The sequence below is a fragment of the Vibrio campbellii CAIM 519 = NBRC 15631 = ATCC 25920 genome (assembly GCF_002163755.1).
In the GTDB taxonomy this organism is placed as follows: domain Bacteria; phylum Pseudomonadota; class Gammaproteobacteria; order Enterobacterales; family Vibrionaceae; genus Vibrio; species Vibrio campbellii.
In genome coordinates this window covers 1,630,475-1,649,128 of sequence record NZ_CP015863.1, presented here as the reverse complement: position 1 = coordinate 1,649,128, position 18,654 = coordinate 1,630,475, and the positions used below count along the sequence as shown (strand labels likewise).

Here is an 18,654-nt window from a genome sequence, read left to right as displayed (position 1 = left end):
TGCTTCACCCCGCGTCAATGTTCCGCCGTTTATCCTAAACTATTGTTGGTCAAATAGATAAGCGGGGTTTTGTATGTGGCAAGCAATATCGCAGCAGCTTTCTGATACCTTGATGTTCGAATATCAAATAACTGAGAAGGTAAAACTCTCGGGTGGGGACATAAGTGAAAGCTATATGATCAATGACGGAGAGCAGCGCTATTTCGTCAAACTCAACGATCGGGATTTCTTGGCCAACTTCGAAGTCGAGGCGGAAAGCCTGCACTTATTGCGTGAGACCTCTACTCTATTCGTCCCAGAGGTTGTTTTGGTCGGTAAAACCAAGACGCACTCCTTTATTATCCTCAACTACCTGCCAACCAAACCGCTTGAAGATGCCGATAACAGCTTTAAATTTGGCGAACAATTAGCTCGTCTCCATTTATGGGGAGAACAGAAAGAATTTGGTTTCGATACCGACAATTATGTTGGTTCGACGCTGCAGCCTAACCAGTGGCATAAAAAATGGTGTGTTTTCTTTGCTGAACAACGTATAGGCTGGCAGCTTCAATTGCTGAAAGAAAAAGGCGTTTCTCTGGTCGATATCGATGACTTTATTGACGTCGTGAAACAGCTTTTATCTCATCACGCACCGCAACCTTCTCTATTGCATGGTGACCTATGGAACGGGAATGTGGCGCTAACACCTGCCGGCCCTATCTGTTATGACCCATCCTGTTACTGGGGGGACCGTGAATGCGACCTCGCCATGACTGAGTTATTTGGGGGGTTCCAACCTGATTTTTTTCAAGGATATGAATCAGTTGCACCACTTCCAGCTGGATATGAACAACGGAAAGATATTTATAATCTGTACCATGTTCTCAACTATTGTAACTTGTTTGGAGGACATTACCTCGAGCAAGCACAATCGATAATTAAGAAGATAATTTCTTATTGATTGGAAGGGAAAGATCATTACTGAGTGAAAAATTTCGACGCACATCACCCAAGATAATGACCCCAAGCCCAACGTTGGGTTTGGGGTCAACTTTTGCACTTATTTCGACTCAATTAGTAACAAGAGCACCTAATATTCAAAGTAACTCGGCTTACGTTGTATCTCTAACTCTAAGAGACAAGCGAGTAACTAAGGGCTGTATTTTCTCTACAACAAAGTATTAAAAGCCCTGCAATACTAGGAGTTTTTGTATGCAAAATTACACTGAAAGACATGTGAAATGTCCCCACTGCGGGCACTCAATCGGCATCACTCTCGATGCAAGTAATGGTAACCAAGAGTTCTATGATGACTGTCCGGCCTGTTGTCATGCGATTCACCTCAACATGAAAGTTGATGAGTTGCAGCAGAAAGTCGAATTGTTCATCGACGACAACTACGAGTAACAACTTATCCCCCCAATAGAAACAAGAAAAGGAGCCTCAAGTGCTCCTTTGTTATTTTTCTCTGTTACTTTTACCTGGTTAAGCAAAGTCAACTATTGCTCGAAGATCTAAAGCTGCTTCGCGGCCAATACACGCTCTACCGTATCAACAATCGCTTGTGTTTGTGGATCGAATTCCACATTGATCTTTTCTCCAGCTTGGCGACGACCAAATAGTGTTCTTTCTAGTGTTTCCGGAATTAAATGAACAGAGAAACGGCTGTCTTCCACTTCACCAATCGTCAGTGAACATCCGTCGAGGCCGATATAACCTTTAGCGAGTACATACTTCATGGATTCTTGCGGTAGCGTAAACCAAATCGTGCGGTTGTTCGGTGTATCAATCACTTCCGAGATTTCAGCCATCAAACTGATGTGGCCCGACATGCTATGACCACCAATTTCATCGCCAAACTTAGCCGCGCGCTCAATATTCACGCTGTCGCCTTCCTCTAACTCACCGAGGTTGGTCAACGCTAACGTCGCTTGCATTAGGTCAAAGCTGATTTGAGTCCCTTCGATTTTGGTTACAGTGAGACAACAGCCGTTGTGCGCGACAGATGCGCCAATTTCTAGCCCTTCATTTAATGCTCCTTCAAGCACCAAAACGTGAGTTTGAAAACGATCTTTCTTGTCGATATGAACGACTTTAGCCGTACCTTGAACAATTCCTGTAAACATTCTTTTTACCTATTTGTTAGAAGCAATTGATAGCCAAGACAAACGTCCACAGCTGATTTTTACAATCGTCTACCAATTAACCAAAATTCCACATGTTGTAGGTATGGCATCGGAGCATACAATTGTTTATCATCTGCACGGAGTTCCTTCGAGGCATTTTTTCACCTTATAGTGACTAAAATCAACCATCAGATCAGTTCATCACATCTTTTGTCCTCAAGCACTCCCTATCTTTTCAAATAATTTCTTTTACAACCTATTGTTCCGCTCTGGAGTATTTCGTGCATCGCTATAAAGAAGAAGCATCGAGTCTTATAAAATTAGCAACCCCTGTGTTGATCGCTTCTGTCGCTCAAACGGGGATGGGCTTTGTAGATACCGTAATGGCAGGTGGCGTAAGTGCGACCGACATGGCAGCGGTTTCTGTGGCAGCAAGTGTCTGGCTTCCATCAATTTTATTTGGTGTGGGCTTATTAATGGCGCTTGTGCCGGTAGTCGCTCAGCTTAATGGCTCAGGTCGTCGCGTTAAGATTCCATTTCAGATCCAACAAGGCATTGTCCTTGCGCTACTGATCAGCATTCCAATCATTGGAGTGTTATTCCAGACCCAGTTTATTCTCGGGTTAATGGATGTCGAAGCAGCAATGACAGAGAAAACCATTGGCTATATCCATGCGGTTATTTTTGCGGTTCCAGCCTTCTTGTTGTTCCAAACCTTGCGCAGCTTTACTGATGGTATGTCTCTCACTAAGCCAGCGATGTTCATAGGCTTTATCGGTTTGATGCTGAACATTCCACTTAACTGGATCTTTGTTTACGGTAAATTCGGCGCACCTGCGCTCGGTGGCGTGGGCTGTGGTGTTGCAACCGCGATCGTCTACTGGGTGATGTTTGGCCTACTACTACTTTACGTGACAACTTCAGCTCGCCTAAAAAGCATCAATCTATTTGGTGAGTTCCATAAACCTCAACTTAAAGCACAAATTCGTCTGTTCAAACTTGGCTTTCCTGTGGCCGCTGCGTTGTTCTTTGAAGTTACCCTGTTTGCGGTGGTAGCACTTTTGGTTTCGCCACTAGGGTCAATTATTGTTGCCGCGCACCAAGTTGCGATTAACTTTTCTTCGCTTGTGTTCATGCTACCAATGAGTGTGGGTGCGGCAGTAAGTATTCGTGTAGGTCACCGCTTGGGTGAAGAAAACGTAGATGGTGCACGAGTTGCTTCTCGCGTGGGCGTCATGGTCGGTCTCGCGCTTGCAATGATGACCGCTATCCTAACGGTGTTATTCCGTGAGCAAATTGCCCTGCTCTACACTAATAACCCAGAAGTAGTTGAACTTGCGATGGTGCTATTGTTGTTTGCTGCAATCTACCAATGTACAGATGCGGTTCAAGTTATTGCAGCTGGTGCACTGCGCGGCTACAAAGACATGCGTGCTATCTTCAACCGTACTTTCATTGCCTACTGGTTGCTTGGTTTGCCTATCGGCTACGTGCTTGGTCGTACAGATTGGATTGTTGAGCCCATGGGTGCACAGGGTTTCTGGCTAGGTTTTATCATTGGTCTTTCTTCTGCGGCATTCCTATTGGGTATCCGCCTGCGTTGGATGCATCGCCAAGAGCCAGAAGTACAGTTAAACTTCTCTCAGCAATAATTCAAATCAGAGCGTGACTCGATTTGAACGCATCATTTTAAAGCCAGCATTCGCTGGCTTTTTTGATCTCTCTCGGGCGTCAGAAGGTATACTTATCTGAGTGATTAAAAAGGAAATGCTGTGAGAACTTCACTTATCGCAACAACGCTTTCGCTATCGATAATCTTGCTTAGTGGGTGTAACGATTGGTTCAACCCAGAGAGAGCAGTGTTTGAGAAATACAACCAACGCCTAGCGAATGTATTAGATGTATCGGAATCTGCACTTGAAGCTTCGCCTGCGATTGCCATCCCTGATAAACGGGACCTGTTCCAAGAGCTCCCTCGCCTGTCGCTTGGGTTATTAGAAAGTTATCAATTACGTCAATGTGGACTGTTCAATTTGATTGCGGAAAAAAACTCGCAGCTCGGGAAAGTGCAAGACGCTTTTTACGATTTTGATTATCAAACCAGTTTACTAAGAACATTGAATGGCTGCTTGAGTGAGTACCCATTAAGTGATGAAGAAAGTACAAAGCTCAGCGGATTGTACGATCAGAAATGGCATCACCTGACGGTCCACCTCGACAACATGCTGCTCACCAGTGACGCAATGCGCAAACAACTTACTGGCTCCGCGTGGCTCCCCTTGGAAAGCAAAGACCAGGTCGCTCACGTACGGGATGCTTTCTTCGTGTTGAATGCCATGTACCAAACCCCTTATCGCACGCTTTCTCGACTACCTGAAACCACCATAGTAAACTACCAAGAAGAGCTAGAAAAAACGCGTCTCATTGGCCGACTCTATTACACATTAATTGATGCGACTCACTGGTTAAATCACACCACACAGATGCTCGAAGCAAACCAAGACAAAATTATTTGCGGTGCTAACCGTGATACCACTCAGCTTCGGTATTTAAGAAATGTGTTTCAATCCATCTATGTTGCAGAAGTGCAACCTTACATGGCCTTTGTTGATGGCACTTATCAGCAGTTAGAGGGTGGGATTAACTTAGTTGAGCGTAGAATGGCAGCGCACGGTGCGAGTTACGGTATTGAAGAAGCGCATGAACAATTTCGCAGAGAGACTTTAGAGCACGTTCAATTCTGGAAAGGCTTATTCAAACGTTGCGGTGTAGCGGTTGGTAATCAGTGAAGAGACAACATCCCAAAAATTTTGTCATTGAGAAATTCGTTCTCGTAAGAATCGCGCGAACCGAGGCTTCCCGTTATGGGTATATCCGTTGTATCGAAACGTGATTGTCGAGCCAATCTTTGGCGGTGACTTCCTCACATCATCGGTAAAGCCACTGCCTATGTAAAACTCGGTTCCGTCCGTCAACCGAACTAGCACTGCTCCCATCATCCCCAATAGTCGTCCCGTGCCGGGCTTGTACCCAATCACAGTCGCTTCTGCATCTGCAAAACGTTTTAATTTGAGTAAATCACTGCCTCTGCCTGCTTGATAACGGCTTGACACTTTTCTAAGCATCACTCCTTCGCCATCAGATTGCGAAATGTGATCTAACTGTTCAAACAAATGTTTCTCATCTTGAATGGCACGGTGCTCAACGTACTTGATATGCGGTGCATCCATTGCAAACACTAAATGCTGAATGTTGTAGTAGCGCTTTCTGTAGTCTCCTGCCGAATAAGGCATGTCAAACACCATAAAGTCGATACGCTGCCAAGCACTTTCTATTGGCGTCTTATCCAATACCGTTTGCTGCACAAGATGAAAGTTACCTCGCCCTGCCCACAACTCCCCATCCAATGGGTAATCGGGCAATACGCGAATGAACCATTCCGGTGCGTATATGCGATTACCATTACGAGTAACCAGATGCTGGCCTGTCCAATAAGCTCTGATACCGTCCAACTTCTCGCTGTACCAATATTGGGAAATATCGATTCCGTCTCTATAAGAATCCGCGAGTGAAACCGGAGGATGTAAATTTGGACCCGCTTGCGGCTGTGCGGACGCAATCACGGCAAGTGCAATCAATGTCATTCTTAATGGCATGAGGAAACCTTTTTAATAAAGCCTACCTATTAAACCGCATCTATTCATAAGCGCCTAACCACAATTGACGTTCTTCGAGCAATCGCAACTCCAACTCGCAATTAAATGCAACAACACACATAAAGTTCAGACAGATCTGGCACTTTAAAACAGGGGGATTTTTACGTTTATTTGATTCTCAAATTGAGAACACAAGTATTCTCAAAATGAAACCCTTCTCGCTATTAGTTTAAACCTCTGTTTTTAAAGATATTCACAATTGGCACACTCTCTGCTCTATTGAACCCAAGAAATCTTCAAACGGAGAGTGAAGCATGGAATTACGCAAGCAAGAAACGGCACCAAATACCTTAACCATTGAGTTTTTTGGCGATTTAGACGCAAAAGGCTGCCGTCAAGCACAGCATCAAATTGATGAAGTGATTCACAGTGATCATCACAAGGAAGTAGAAATAAACCTGCAACACGTCCAATTTCTTGATTCTTCAGGTATTGGTGCCATTGTTTATTTATATAAGCGCCTAGTTGAACGTGAACGCAGTATGATCATCGAAAACGTATCGGGACAACCATTGGAAATTATGAGCCTGCTACGTATCAATCACGCGATTCCGGTCAATTCAAAAGGTCACTAAAAAACCGGTTAATACGGAGGTTGGCATGGTGAAACTCTTACGACAAAGCGTGTTGTGCAGTCTTGTAGTCGGCACGTTTGGTTGCTCGACATTTGACTACCCTGATAATGGCAAGGGTGGCATGGCGGAAAATTACCAAGACATCTCCATCGAGAACTATCAGTTTTCACCTGTGATGCCAGACGAACCTCTTGGCCCTGAACATGGTTTGCGTTTCGACTGGCAACTAACCAAGTTGCATTTAGATGCTTTGATCCAAGAAGGTGCTCGTTGGTGCTTCCCTGCAGCGGTCGTTCAAGCACTTGAGAAACAAAATCGCATTGCTCGTGAACTTGAAGGTGGATTGTTATTGGATGCCGCCAACGACATCGTAATTCAACGTCGTCGTCTCAACCAACTTGAGCTCCAATTGGACTATGTGCTATCTCAAACCACTTGTAAGCCACCGCAAGACATCGAAGCGCTACGCAGCGACCTCAACATCGTCGCCAACATTTATGATCTACTGAACGTGGATAACCAGTTCGCCATCGATTCTGCAGAGATTAACCCTAAATACATGGGGCACCTTGCAGAAGCAGCTTATATCCTACGTGACCACCCTTCTCTTTCACTGGTTGTAACCGGACACGCTGACGCAACCGGCACGCCAGAATACAATCAAAAGCTAGCGCAAGATCGAGCAGAACAAGTGAAACGCTATTTAAACGTATTTGGCATTACCTCTGACCGTGTGCAAACGAAATCCGTGGGTGAAACGCTGCCTCTTTACGACGGACAAACACCCGCAGTGCGGTTAACCAATCGCCGTGTCAGCATTGAAGTACTTAATGCGAGATCTGACACCAGCGCAGAAATGGACATGGGAGGCACATTATGAGATTCCTCAAAGCGACTATCTCCCTGATTATGCTGTGTATCATCACCACGATGAGCTCTGCATGGGCTGATGAAAATGACGTGGTTAGAGTCGGTGATTTAGTGCAAATCAACCTACCCGGTGAAGCTTCTCTTAACAAAGGCTTCCAAGTCGACAAACGTGGCCGAATCAATTTGCCGGAGATTGGGCCGATATTTGTAGCTGGTTACAACGAAGCCCAGCTGCAAAATGTGATTACAGATAACCTCAAAACGGCTTTTAGGGATGTGGACAACGTACGTGTCTTCGTTAAGGAGCAACAGTTACTCATATCCGTGCAAGGTTATGTGGTCAAACCAGGAGAATACACACTCCCTTCTGGCTCCAACATTCAAATGTTCCTCTATGAAGCAGGAGGTATGCGGGCCGGGGCTCAATTGGACAAAATCATCGTCAAGCGCGGTAACAGGAGCATAGAATTCGACTATAAACTTTTTCTCGATACTGGCGATGATTCCAAACTACCAGCTCTAGAATCTTTAGATGTGCTTTTCGTCCCTGCATCCCCTCTAGTTGGGAATATCGAGCAAGAATTCGATGCAGCGAAATTCGCAAACTCTGGTGACAGTGCCGATTCCGCCCGTGCCATTAAAGTGTTTGGTGAAGTGAATGCACCCGGTTCATTCACTTACAAACCCAATACGACGCTCGTTGACGTGATCATGCGTGCCGGCGGTGTTACTCGTTACGCCAGTGTGGAACAGATCCGCGTGATCACTAATAACACGCCCGTCATGTTTAATCTTAAGCGCTATTTAGACTCGGGCGACCAAAGCTTACTGCCTGAAGTTCTGCCCGGCACGACCATTTTTGTACCAAAACAAGAAGAAGAAATTAAAGCCGGTGCAAACGTGGTTTATGTCATGGGTGAAGTTGCTCATCCAGGCGCTTATGAAGGTAAAAAAGGCGCGAGTTTTATGGACATTCTCGCCAATGCAGGCGGTCCGACACGTTTTGCTGAATCTCGCCAAATCCGCGTCATTAAAGCCGACGGTGGCGTGATTAGTTTCGATCTAACTTCGCATACCGAAGGGCTGTCGAATCAGCGCGTACCCGCAGTAGGTCCGGGCGATGCGATATTTGTCCCAGAGAAGACAGATATGAACGAAAAATCTTGGCTCAAAGTCGCGCCGAGTCGCGCCGTTGCGGTGATGGGTGAAGTTGTTCGTCCCGGGCGCATCGAATGGTCGGACGAAATGGATTTAATAGACCTGATCGCTCATGTTGGCGGCCCTACTCGCCGCGCAGACACCAGCAAAGTGGAAGTATCTAACAACGGCAAAGTCACCAAGTTCGATTTAGACAAATACATACTTCAGGGGTCACCGCATTCTAAACTGCCAAGAGTGTCCGCTGGTACTGTGGTTCGTGTACACGCGCTTCCCGACGATCCATCCGACAACAAATCGCAGTGGGTGAGTCAAAGCTCTGATGCTTCAATCTACGTCTTTGGCCAGATCAATGCACCAGGTCGATACCGCTTTACGACTGAGATGCACTTCCTTGACATTCTCTCAGCAGCGGATGGACCGACAAAGGATGCTGACATTCACAATATTAGAGTGACACACCGTGGATTGGGCTACGCCAAAGTCAGCAAGCTCAACCTATCACTTTATTTTGAAACGGGTGATGAATCCATTCTTCCAGATGTTCGCCCAGGCGATACGATTTACATTCCAGAAAAAGATAGGAACTGGTTAGACCGTTCGAAAGAATCCACCGTTCGCGTATTAGGGGAAGTTCACTCACCGGGTCGTTATGTTTTTAATGACAACATGACGATTCTCGACATACTCGCCGAAGCTGGTGGACCCAGTGACAGCGCTTATGTCGAGAAAATCAGTGTGGTTAACATGTCTTGCTGCCAAGGTCAGGCTCGAGTCTTTAACTTGGCTGAATTCAGCAAGACTGCAAACATCTACGAACTACCTGTGATACGAGCTGGCGATACAATTTACGTTCCGCATAAAGATGAAAGCTTTGCCGAAAAAGCTCGTGCTGGTTTGCGTGATTTGCTGCAAATCACCACCACCATCGTACTGATAGGAGCGTTGTAATGACCATTCCTGCAACACATGCCGAGATTGAGCAAATCTATCTACAAAGTGAGCTCAAAGGTTATAAGTCTATTTGTGTGGTTGCTTGCCAATCTGAAGATGGCGTAACCTCTGTCGCTTCCGCATTGGCGGAACGTTTAATTCTAGCCGGACATAGAACCCTGTATGTAGACTTGAACCTATTTAAGCCCGCTTATAGTACGGTACATGCCTTCGATGAAGACAGTGAGGAAGTGGGACAATTGATCGCTCGTAAAGAAGATCATCAAACATTAGTAGGATTAACAGTCCCAGCTTTGGCAAGTACACAGCTTGCTTACCGAGATCCGACAATGCTACGCAACGCCGTCGAGGCTTGGCTCAAACAATACGATCGAGTGGTGATTGACACCTCTCCTCTGCTTAGCATGAACCGAAGCAATATTCCGGCACAAGTAGTTGCCGGAGTCTGCAATGCATGTGTATTAGTTGCTTGCTATGGTTCGACTACCACCAGCCAAATTGATCAAGCCAAAGCACTATTAGAGACAAGTAATGCCAATCTCTTGGGCGCGGTGCTTAACATGAAACACAACGCTGACCTCAAAGATGAGCTCCTTCGCCAGGTCAAAAAGCTACGATTTGTGCCAGAAAAGCTCAAAGCCAAAATATCTGAACAAATCAAAAACAGTGAATTGTTTACCCTATAGGGAGCGCACACTATGAATACTCAAACAGGCACAGCATTAGAGGCAGAGTTGGTCGACGAGTTGATTCTCCAACAAATGATCAAAGACACATGTGCGGGGGTCATGCCCACGTTGATAGAGCACTACATTGAAGAGTCCCGAGAGCGCGTTGAAAAAATCCAGCAAGCATTAAGCAACCAAGACAAAGAAATGATAGAGTTTGAGGTGCATACGTTAGGCAGCTCGGCCCTCGCGCTGGGTAACCGCACTCTGTCACGACACGCTCGTACCATAGAAAAACATTGTGTCGAAGGCGACACCGATCTCGCTTTTGAGCTCTGCCAATCATTACCAGAACTTGCAGAACTATCATTTCTCGCGTTAAACCAAAGAAAAGAGCAAGGTTTTGAAGACTAAGCAGGAAGAAAACGAATTTAATCCACTAAAAATAGAGAACTTTCAGCAATCCTCACTGTGTGTGCTAATACTTAAATATAAAGATTCTCAAAATGAGAAGCGCGAACAAGCCACTTGCTTGAGGTAATAAATTGAATTCATCATCACTGCATGAATCTCAAGTCGACTTAACGGATTAAAACAACAATTTATACAAGTTGGGAAAGGATTATGAGACCAAGGGTGTTACTGGTAGAGGACTCTACTTCACTAGCCATACTTTATAAGCAGTACGTCAAAGATGAACCTTACGACATTTTTCACGTTGAAACTGGCCGTGAGGCGATTCAATTCATTGAGAGCAACAAACCACAACTTATTATTCTCGACCTAAAACTTCCAGACATGTCCGGTGAAGACGTTCTTGATTGGATTAATGAGAATGAGATTCCAACCTCTGTCATCATCGCAACGGCGCATGGTAGCGTTGATCTAGCCGTCAACCTGATCCAGAAAGGCGCAGAAGATTTCCTAGAAAAGCCCATCAAGGCAGATCGTTTGAAAACCTCCGTTGCCTTGCATTTAAAACGCGCCAAACTAGAAAATCTCGTCGAGAACATTCAATCGACTTTCGATCGTCACAACTATCACGGATTTATTGGCTCTAGTCTTCCAATGCAGGCGGTTTACAAAACCATTGATGCAGTTGCCCCGACCTCAGCTAGCGTATTTATCGTTGGTGAAAGTGGTACAGGTAAAGAAGTGTGTGCCGAAGCGGTTCACCGACAAAGTGATCGCAGAGACAAGCCATTCATTGCAATTAACTGCGGCGCTATCCCTCGTGATTTGATGGAAAGCGAAATATTTGGCCATGTAAAGGGGGCTTTCACTGGCGCTACCATCGATCGTAAAGGTGCAGCGACCCTTGCTCATGGTGGCACACTATTCTTGGACGAACTGTGTGAAATGGAGCTAGAGATGCAGAAAAAGTTATTACGCTTTCTGCAAACGGGAACCTACACGCCTCTCGGGGGCACCAAAGAGATGAAAGTCGATGTTCGTATTATCTGTGCAACCAACAGAGACCCTCTGAAAGAGGTAGAAGAAGGTCGTTTTCGTGAAGACTTGTATTATCGCGTTCATGTCGTCCCCATCGACATGCCGCCGCTAAGAGAAAGAGGCAGTGACATTGTCATGCTAGCGAAGCACTTTTTGCTCACTTATGCCAAACAAGATAAGAAGAAGTTCAAACACATCGGTAACGACGTTCAGCATGTCATTAAGAGCTACGACTGGCCAGGGAATGTTCGCCAGCTACAAAACATCATTCGTACCATTGTTGTATTAAATGATGACGATAAGGTAACGCTAATTCACTTGCCTGTTCAACTGACTCGTAAGCCGAAAAAGACGCCTTCTGTATCGCCTGCGAATGCTGAGAGCGCAGAGGAAACAAGCTTCATTACCGAACAAACCTACTCCGTGCAGAATGAAGCCTCCCCAACCTCAGAGCCAACAAGCGCCGCCTATTCTTTCTCTGAGCCTGAAAGCCAACCAACTATCTCTGGAGTACAAAGGGCTTCAGTCTATTTCAATTCAGACGGCAGCATTCGTCCGATGTGGAAAGTCGAGCGAGAGGCGATTCAAAACGCAATTGCTTACTGTGATGGAAACGTACTTAACGCTGCGGTGATGTTGGAACTCAGCCCCTCAACGGTCTATCGCAAAAAACAAGCTTGGGAAGCGGATGAAGCTAATCTCAAACAATCTTGAGGTCCCCATTGCGGGTGAAGTCTGGATACTATTGGATAGTGGTGTGTTTGGAGGGATCGAAAGTCACGTTATCGAACTCAGCAAAGGACTACAAGCGTCGCATGTTCATGTAAGAGTGGTGTTGGTGTCAGAATACTCACCACCCGCACCACTGGTTGGAAAACTCGAACATGCCAACATTCCCTTCAGTTACCTCTGGCACCTCTGTCCAAAATCGGAACGTTCCAAGAATATCCCAATTAAACAAATGACCAGTGCGATAGCCGAACACCAACCTAGCGTTATACACACTCACGGATACAAATCAGCGTTACTAGCCAGAGGTGCGAAGCTCTTTACGCGTGCCTTCCCCCGCCTTATCTCTTCTTTTCATGCCGGCGAGACGCCCAAAGGGAGAGTCTGGCTGTACGACTGGCTTGACCGACACTCAGCTCGTCTTTCCGATCATTGCTTTGCGGTTAGCCAAGCGATACAACACAAGCTCCCTACTCAATCAGAATTGCTTAGTAATTTTGTCTCCATTCCCAACCACCACTGCCGCTATAAAGAAATCGCTTTTGTAGGCCGCTTGAGTCACGAGAAAGGCGCAGATCGTTTTATGGAAGTCGCGCGACACATTCCCGACCACCCTTTTTCTATCTACGGAGATGGCCCTGAAAAGAGCTCATTGGTTGAAAATACACCTTCTAATGTCATATTTCACGGATACCAAAGCGACATGGATGCTATTTGGAGCAACATCAGTGTCCTCGTGATTTCATCCCGTTATGAAGGGTTACCAATGGCAGCATTGGAGGCTATGGCTCGTGGCATTGTCGTGATAAGCCTGGAAGTTGGTCGACTGCCCGATCTCATCGAAGATGGAAGAAATGGATTCCTCGCTCACAACATCGACTCACTTATCGGCAAAATCAATCAATGGTTAGGCATGAGCAACAGCGAACAGTATTCACTGCGTCATAACGCAATTGAGACGATCAAAGCTCATTACTCCTCTAGCTGCATCATTCCTGTTCTTATTGAACGCTACCAAATTGCGAACCCTACTTGAAGCATATCCATTCTCAAATTGAGAAGTCTTCACCTTAGATTCTCTTTATTCCCCACTTCCCACGCAAAAACAGAGGTTTAAACCAATAGCATATTTTGGCATTTCGGTTGCAACGGTTAATTAAAACAGATTGGCTGACCGAGGTAACACATATGACTAACCCAAAACGCATTCTCTATGTGCATTACGGGGACAATTGGATTCGCGGCAGCGAAAGAGTGCTGTTAAACCTTGTCTCAAACATCGACAGCAACCAGTACCAGCCTTTCGTTTGGTCAAACTGCGCGCCACTCATCGAGAGGTGCCAATCATTAGGTATCGTGACAAAGTATTCCGATTTCAGTCTAGTTGGCGGATGGAACACGCCACGATGGGATATCAGTGGCTGGAACGATTTGATCAAACAAGGCACAACCTTGATCGAAAACCACAACATTGACCTTGTCCACGTAAACAGCGGTGGCCCATGCCAATGGATGTGCCTAGCTGCTCGAATGAATCACATCCCTTTGGTAACGCAACTTCATTGCCACTACACCTTGCTTGACCGCTTCTCACTGGGTCTGCACCTTTCTCCAAAATTGATTTGTGTGAGTAAAGACGTTGGTCACGAGATTCTCAAAGATGGCTACCCTGAAGAACATCTCCATGTCGTTCATAACGGCGTGTCATTGGAGAGTCACGATGCACCTATCGATGTCAGAGATCGTCTGGGCATTCCGCACCAAGCATTTACCTTTATTTCGGTTGGGTCTCTCATTAAACGCAAAGGCTTTGACCGCTTAATCCAAGCCATGCGTATGCACAACTACTATCAACATAATCCACACTTGGTAATTGTTGGTGACGGTGAAGAAAGTATCTCGCTGAAGCAGTTAGCCGTTGATTTGGGTGTGAAGGAGCGTGTGCATTTTGTTGGGGAACAACATAACGCCGGAGACTGGATGAAAGGTAATGTAGATGCCTTCATCAGTGGAGCTTACGAAGAGGCATTTGGTCTCGTTCTTGGTGAGGCGGCACTCGCGAAGTTACCAATCATCGCACCAAAAACAGGTGGCATCCCGGAATTGTTTGAACACAACCACAGTGCTCTATTGTTCGCTAATCACGGTATGGCAAGTCTGTTAAATGCAATTCAGCAAATGATTCAAGATGCGCCGCTACGAAATAAGCTAGCCGAAAATGCGCATCAACACGCGAATCAGCATCTGACGGTTTCTGCCTCAGTCAAAGCAATTGAAGACATTTACCGCGATGAACTGACGCAGAAAGAACTGACATCCATGCCTGTCAGCCACTGCATGAAACCAATTTCGCGCTGGTTAAACATCAACTAAGGAGCTAGCCATGAAACGTGTTTTGATGTTTGACGCAATTCCAATGCAAGGCGGCTCTAAAATTGCCAACGCTGAATTGATTAAACAGTGCGACCAGCGTGACGTCATTAGCTATCTCGCAACAACGCACCCAGAGCATTGGACCGCTGCTTTTCGCTCCAATCCTCGCGTTCAGGTGCTTAAGATCAAATGTTCACCCATCACGTCACATCATGGTATCGCTTATTGGTTGATGAACTGTTTCTACTTAATCCAGCTCTTCTTGGTTACACTGAAGCTACCCAAGCTTGATTGGTTTATGGGTCTATCTTCGCCAAACAACGACATGCCTTTGTACCTGCTTCGTTTACTTTCTCGCAAACCTATCGTTCAAATGGTTCACGGACCAGTCGGCGTTTCACGTACTTCAGGCTATTGCTTGGTAAAAGCCCATGCGATTCATTACCTAGCCAATACCCGCGATTCAATGATTAATGCGCTTATGGCTTACCTAAAAGAGCCGAGACCTGCCGTAGAGCGCTACTGGACAACGCTAAATGCAAGTTCCTTCGTGAATGGGCTTTCTTCGCAGCGTACACCGAAGCAAGCGAATCCAATTTCCAAGCGTGTGTTTTGGGCAGCAAGTTTGTTGAAATGGAAGAATGTTGATTTACTGCTCGAAGCAATGCAGCAAGACGAAGCGACTTACCTTAATGCAATCATTTGTTATATCAAGCCCAACATAGCAGGCGTGGATTGCTCTGAGCCTGATTTTACTCACCCAAACGTCGAATGGCACGAGTCACCAAACAACTTAGATGAGCTTCGCGCACAGTGTGGTGTGTTTGTATCAACCAGCATCAATGAACCGTTTGGTCTATCTATACTAGAAGCCTTAGCTGCTGGCATGTGCGTTGTTATTCCTCAGGATGACAGTTACTGGGATCGCGTGCTAACACACGGTAAAAACTGCTTTAAATACATACCGAATGATGCAGCGTCGCTGCACAACGCGATCGTTCTTTTGAATGAATCACCATGGCTGAAAGTCACCATGGGACTTGAAGCCTTGAATGTTGCGAGCCTATATACCGCTGAACGTTGCTATTTCTCGGTCACTCAACAGCTTTGCAAAGACCCTTCTAGTAAAGAACCACAAAGCGTAAAGAAGCGTGACAAAGCTAAATGGTACGACCATGCTTAAAGCTATGACGAACATGTCACTTTTTGCCGTTGCGTTGGTGATCAATAAAAGCATTAGCCTCATTATGCTGCCTGTACTTCCGCAATTTTTGGCACCAGAGCAAATGGGCAAACTGGAGTTACTCACTTCTTTCGGCGTGGTTACAGCCCTACTTGCAAGCATGGCAATGCATGAAGCGTTGTATCGTTTCGCCGGAGTGGAAAAAGACAGAGAAAAACAAGTTGCCATGCTTAACCATCTTTACTCGTTGTCCATTACGATTGCTGCAGTGGTTGGTTTAATGTTGCTGTTTATCATCTTAGTCGCGCCGATCCCTAGCCCATTTTCTCAGTTCGAGTTCATCGTGCTGATGCTCACAATTATTCTGGAAGGCGCCATTGGTATCGGTACAGCTTGGCTACGCATGCAAGATGACAAAGCCAAAACATTATTGTGTGTGATGGTAACAACCACTGCTCTTCAGGTGGTGTTCATTGTTGCTGCTTTGATAATTTATCCTCACGTCATTTCTGTCTTGCTCGGTGGCTTATTGGCTGCCGTGATTCAATTCATCTGGTTACACATCGTCAATAAGTACAAGGTCGTTATACCTGACCTGACGTTGGCGATACAACACCTGCATTACTGCATTCCGGTCATGATGTCGGCGCTAGTCGCTTTCTGTATTAACGGTGCTGAGCGTTGGTTTATTGGTGCTAATGCATCACTGGCTACGCTTGGTGTTTATGCGATCGCGGTGAAGTTTGCTATTGGCATGTGTATATTGGTTCAACCTTTTGGCATGTGGTGGATGCCGCGACGCTTCGCGTACTTGAAGCGGAGCCGTGGTGTGGAAGCGGTGAGAATTTCCCATCTCGGTATAATCTACATTGCAGTACTGAGTGTGCTTGCCGCGACACTTGCCTTCATTGTGATCAATCATTTTTTGCCTGATACGTATCAGCAAGCTGCACTTTACACCCTATTCCTCTTGCCGATAGCCATGCTTAAAGAATGGAGTGAACTACTGAATATCGCCATTTTATACAAACGCAGAACGCGTTGGTTATTAGGCATCAATATTACCGCTGCAGGTATCGCTATAACGTTACTCTTTGTGCTTTCTTCCCTAGGTATTTATGGCGTATTTATTGCGCTTTACTATGCACAATTGGCCAAGCTGGTCATGACGTTCATCATTGGGCAGCAATGCATACACTTACCATTCCAACTCAGTTTAATGGTCGCGTTACATATCATCTCTGGTCTGGCACTGTTCCTGCTCCACTCTGCTCAATCCATCGGGGGGGCAATCGCCATTTGCGTTTTGACGTGCGTACTGTTTGCAGGTGTCGCCTTCAGATTCATCCGCAGGAGTACACGCACCAACCTTTTAAATAAACTAAGGGCTGAAGCAAAAAGAGTGTCGTTATGAATACCAAGGATGTGAGACCCTCACAAATCACCGCTGCAACCACTATCACTGCGGTTATTGCAGCGGCATGGTTAGTGGTGCCTCATCCAATATTCATCGTCGCCATCTGCTTCGCTCCGCTTGTTATTTTGTTAGTTCTCAACCAAACCTTTTGGCTGGTCACCTTGTTCGTGATCTTTTCCTTCTTTCGGATTCACGAAGCCTTCCCCGCTATCTATAACTTTAAAATTCCTCTGCTACTTTCAATCGGTGCGCTAGGAGCGCTCTCTTTTCACCTATTGTTCAGTCGTCAGCTTACCGTATTCTGGCATCCTTCGTTAACGTGGCTGTTTATCTTCTGGGCACTTGTAATCATTGGCATCGTTTTCTCTCCCGGACGTGGAATCGCAATGGCTGAATTCATAAATAGCTATTGGAAAATAATTGTAATGACCTTGGCGGTGACATGGATTATCACAACCCCTAAACAACTGGCACAAATGTCTAAAGCAATCATGGTTGCAGGCTTATTAGTGGGGTTAGTCGCACTATATAATGCGAGCAATGGCATCGATCTGGTCGAGGGCACTCGCGTGTCGATTGGCCGTTCATTCGGTTCTATGCTTGGCGATCCAAATGACTTAGCTCTAGTGTTACTGTTCCCTCTCGCCTTCACGGTTAGTCAACTGGTAGAGGAACGCTCATCAATATGGATAAGAGGGTTTGCGTTACTGACTTGCCTTATTCTATTTCTGTCGATTATCGAAACACAGAGTCGAGGGGGCCTGCTAGGTGCCCTTTCTGTTTTTGGTTACTTTGCTTCCAAGCATATTAGGTACAAAACATTAGTGCTTATTCTCACGGTAGTGGCGGCAATATCACTGTATGTAGTCGCTGGTATTGATGGTCGTGCATCTGGTGGTGCAGCAGAAGCTGGTATTGATGCCTCTGCAATGGGGCGTTTGTACGCATGGGAAGCGGCGTTCAAAATGGCACTCGACAATCCATTAACCGGCGTAGGATTGGATAATTTCTACTATAACTACTTTTTCTATAGCTCCCATTGGGACGGTATGAATCACGCAGTCCATAGTACTTGGTTTGGTGTACTAGCGGAAACCGGGTTTATTGGTCTAATTGTTTTCATTATTTTAATCGTGTCTTTGATTAAAACATCCTTACGCTCCATCTCGCTTCTAACTAAACAGTCAGACATTACTCTGTCTGTTGGCGCAAATGCCATACTAAGCGGCCTTATCGGTACCATCGTATCCGGCACTTTCCTCACTCAAGGCTTTGTTTGGCCAATTTACATCCTTGCAGCGCTCACCATAGTGATAAGTCGCATCGTTCAAACTGACTGTCAAAATGAGAAAGCGGAATATTCTCAAATTCAAAAATAACATAACCGATTGGTTTTTATAGATTTAAACCATTGGCATACATCGTGATACGACTTGGGTTACAACAACACAATT

General features: G+C 45.7%; 17 protein-coding genes. 15 read left to right on the top strand and 2 right to left on the bottom strand.

Annotated features, from left to right (window positions below):
- Positions 1-73 precede the first annotated feature (73 nt).
- A complete protein-coding gene (locus A8140_RS07760) occupies positions 74-940 on the top strand; it encodes a fructosamine kinase family protein (RefSeq protein ID WP_005528398.1) in 867 nt (288 codons plus the stop codon).
- A 251-nt stretch (positions 941-1,191) separates the two neighbouring features.
- Entirely contained in the window at positions 1,192-1,386 is a 195-nt protein-coding gene (locus A8140_RS07755) for a CPXCG motif-containing cysteine-rich protein (protein ID WP_005427574.1), read from the top strand.
- A 107-nt stretch (positions 1,387-1,493) separates the two neighbouring features.
- On the opposite strand, the gene A8140_RS07750 is transcribed toward A8140_RS07755, so the two are convergent.
- A complete protein-coding gene (locus A8140_RS07750) occupies positions 1,494-2,105 on the bottom strand; it encodes a riboflavin synthase (protein ID WP_005528397.1) in 612 nt (203 codons plus the stop codon).
- A 281-nt stretch (positions 2,106-2,386) separates the two neighbouring features.
- On the opposite strand from A8140_RS07750, the gene A8140_RS07745 reads away from it, so the two are divergent.
- Positions 2,387-3,757 (top strand): MATE family efflux transporter, encoded by a 1,371-nt coding sequence (locus A8140_RS07745; RefSeq protein ID WP_005528396.1) that lies wholly within the window; start codon positions 2,387-2,389, stop codon positions 3,755-3,757.
- Between the two features lie 120 nt (positions 3,758-3,877).
- Positions 3,878-4,894, top strand: coding sequence for a DUF3080 domain-containing protein (locus A8140_RS07740; RefSeq protein ID WP_005528387.1), 1,017 nt, complete (start codon positions 3,878-3,880; stop codon positions 4,892-4,894).
- Between the two features lie 24 nt (positions 4,895-4,918).
- Here the strand turns inward: A8140_RS07740 and A8140_RS07735 are convergent, their stop codons facing one another.
- Positions 4,919-5,761, bottom strand: a complete 843-nt coding sequence (locus A8140_RS07735; RefSeq protein ID WP_005528378.1) for a DNA ligase — start codon at positions 5,759-5,761, stop codon at positions 4,919-4,921.
- 314 nt (positions 5,762-6,075) lie between these two features.
- Between A8140_RS07735 and A8140_RS07730 the strand changes: the two genes are divergently transcribed.
- From A8140_RS07730 to A8140_RS07680, 11 genes are all read left to right on the top strand, one after another.
- The gene (locus A8140_RS07730) at positions 6,076-6,396 is read left to right on the top strand and encodes an STAS domain-containing protein (RefSeq protein WP_005528376.1); all 321 of its coding nucleotides are present in this window, start codon (positions 6,076-6,078) and stop codon (positions 6,394-6,396) included.
- Positions 6,397-6,421: 25 nt separating this feature from the next.
- Entirely contained in the window at positions 6,422-7,276 is an 855-nt protein-coding gene (locus tag A8140_RS07725) for an OmpA family protein (protein ID WP_005528374.1), read from the top strand.
- Positions 7,273-9,375, top strand: coding sequence for an SLBB domain-containing protein (locus A8140_RS07720; RefSeq protein WP_005528373.1), 2,103 nt, complete (start codon positions 7,273-7,275; stop codon positions 9,373-9,375). Before A8140_RS07725 ends, A8140_RS07720 begins: the two co-directional genes overlap by 4 nt.
- Positions 9,375-10,064, top strand: a complete 690-nt coding sequence (locus A8140_RS07715) for an AAA family ATPase (RefSeq protein ID WP_005528371.1) — start codon at positions 9,375-9,377, stop codon at positions 10,062-10,064. The genes A8140_RS07720 and A8140_RS07715 overlap by 1 nt, the downstream gene beginning before the upstream one ends.
- 12 nt (positions 10,065-10,076) lie before the next feature.
- Complete coding sequence (locus tag A8140_RS07710) at positions 10,077-10,460, top strand: Hpt domain-containing protein (protein WP_005528369.1); 384 nt, start codon at positions 10,077-10,079, stop codon at positions 10,458-10,460.
- A gap of 210 nt (positions 10,461-10,670) precedes the next feature.
- Complete coding sequence (locus A8140_RS07705; protein ID WP_032999846.1) at positions 10,671-12,212, top strand: sigma-54-dependent transcriptional regulator; 1,542 nt, start codon at positions 10,671-10,673, stop codon at positions 12,210-12,212.
- Complete coding sequence (locus A8140_RS07700) at positions 12,187-13,263, top strand: glycosyltransferase family 4 protein (RefSeq protein ID WP_005528358.1); 1,077 nt, start codon at positions 12,187-12,189, stop codon at positions 13,261-13,263. Before A8140_RS07705 ends, A8140_RS07700 begins: the two co-directional genes overlap by 26 nt.
- 152 nt (positions 13,264-13,415) lie before the next feature.
- On the top strand, positions 13,416-14,600 hold the full coding sequence (locus tag A8140_RS07695; protein WP_005528355.1) for a glycosyltransferase: 1,185 nt from the start codon (positions 13,416-13,418) through the stop codon (positions 14,598-14,600).
- A gap of 10 nt (positions 14,601-14,610) precedes the next feature.
- Positions 14,611-15,783, top strand: coding sequence for a glycosyltransferase family 4 protein (locus tag A8140_RS07690; protein WP_005528345.1), 1,173 nt, complete (start codon positions 14,611-14,613; stop codon positions 15,781-15,783).
- Entirely contained in the window at positions 15,776-17,197 is a 1,422-nt protein-coding gene (locus tag A8140_RS07685; protein ID WP_005528342.1) for a lipopolysaccharide biosynthesis protein, read from the top strand. Before A8140_RS07690 ends, A8140_RS07685 begins: the two co-directional genes overlap by 8 nt.
- Positions 17,194-18,579 carry an O-antigen ligase family protein gene (locus A8140_RS07680; protein ID WP_005528340.1) on the top strand — a complete coding sequence of 462 codons (1,386 nt, stop codon included), beginning with the start codon at positions 17,194-17,196 and terminating at the stop codon, positions 18,577-18,579. Before A8140_RS07685 ends, A8140_RS07680 begins: the two co-directional genes overlap by 4 nt.
- Positions 18,580-18,654 lie beyond the last annotated feature (75 nt).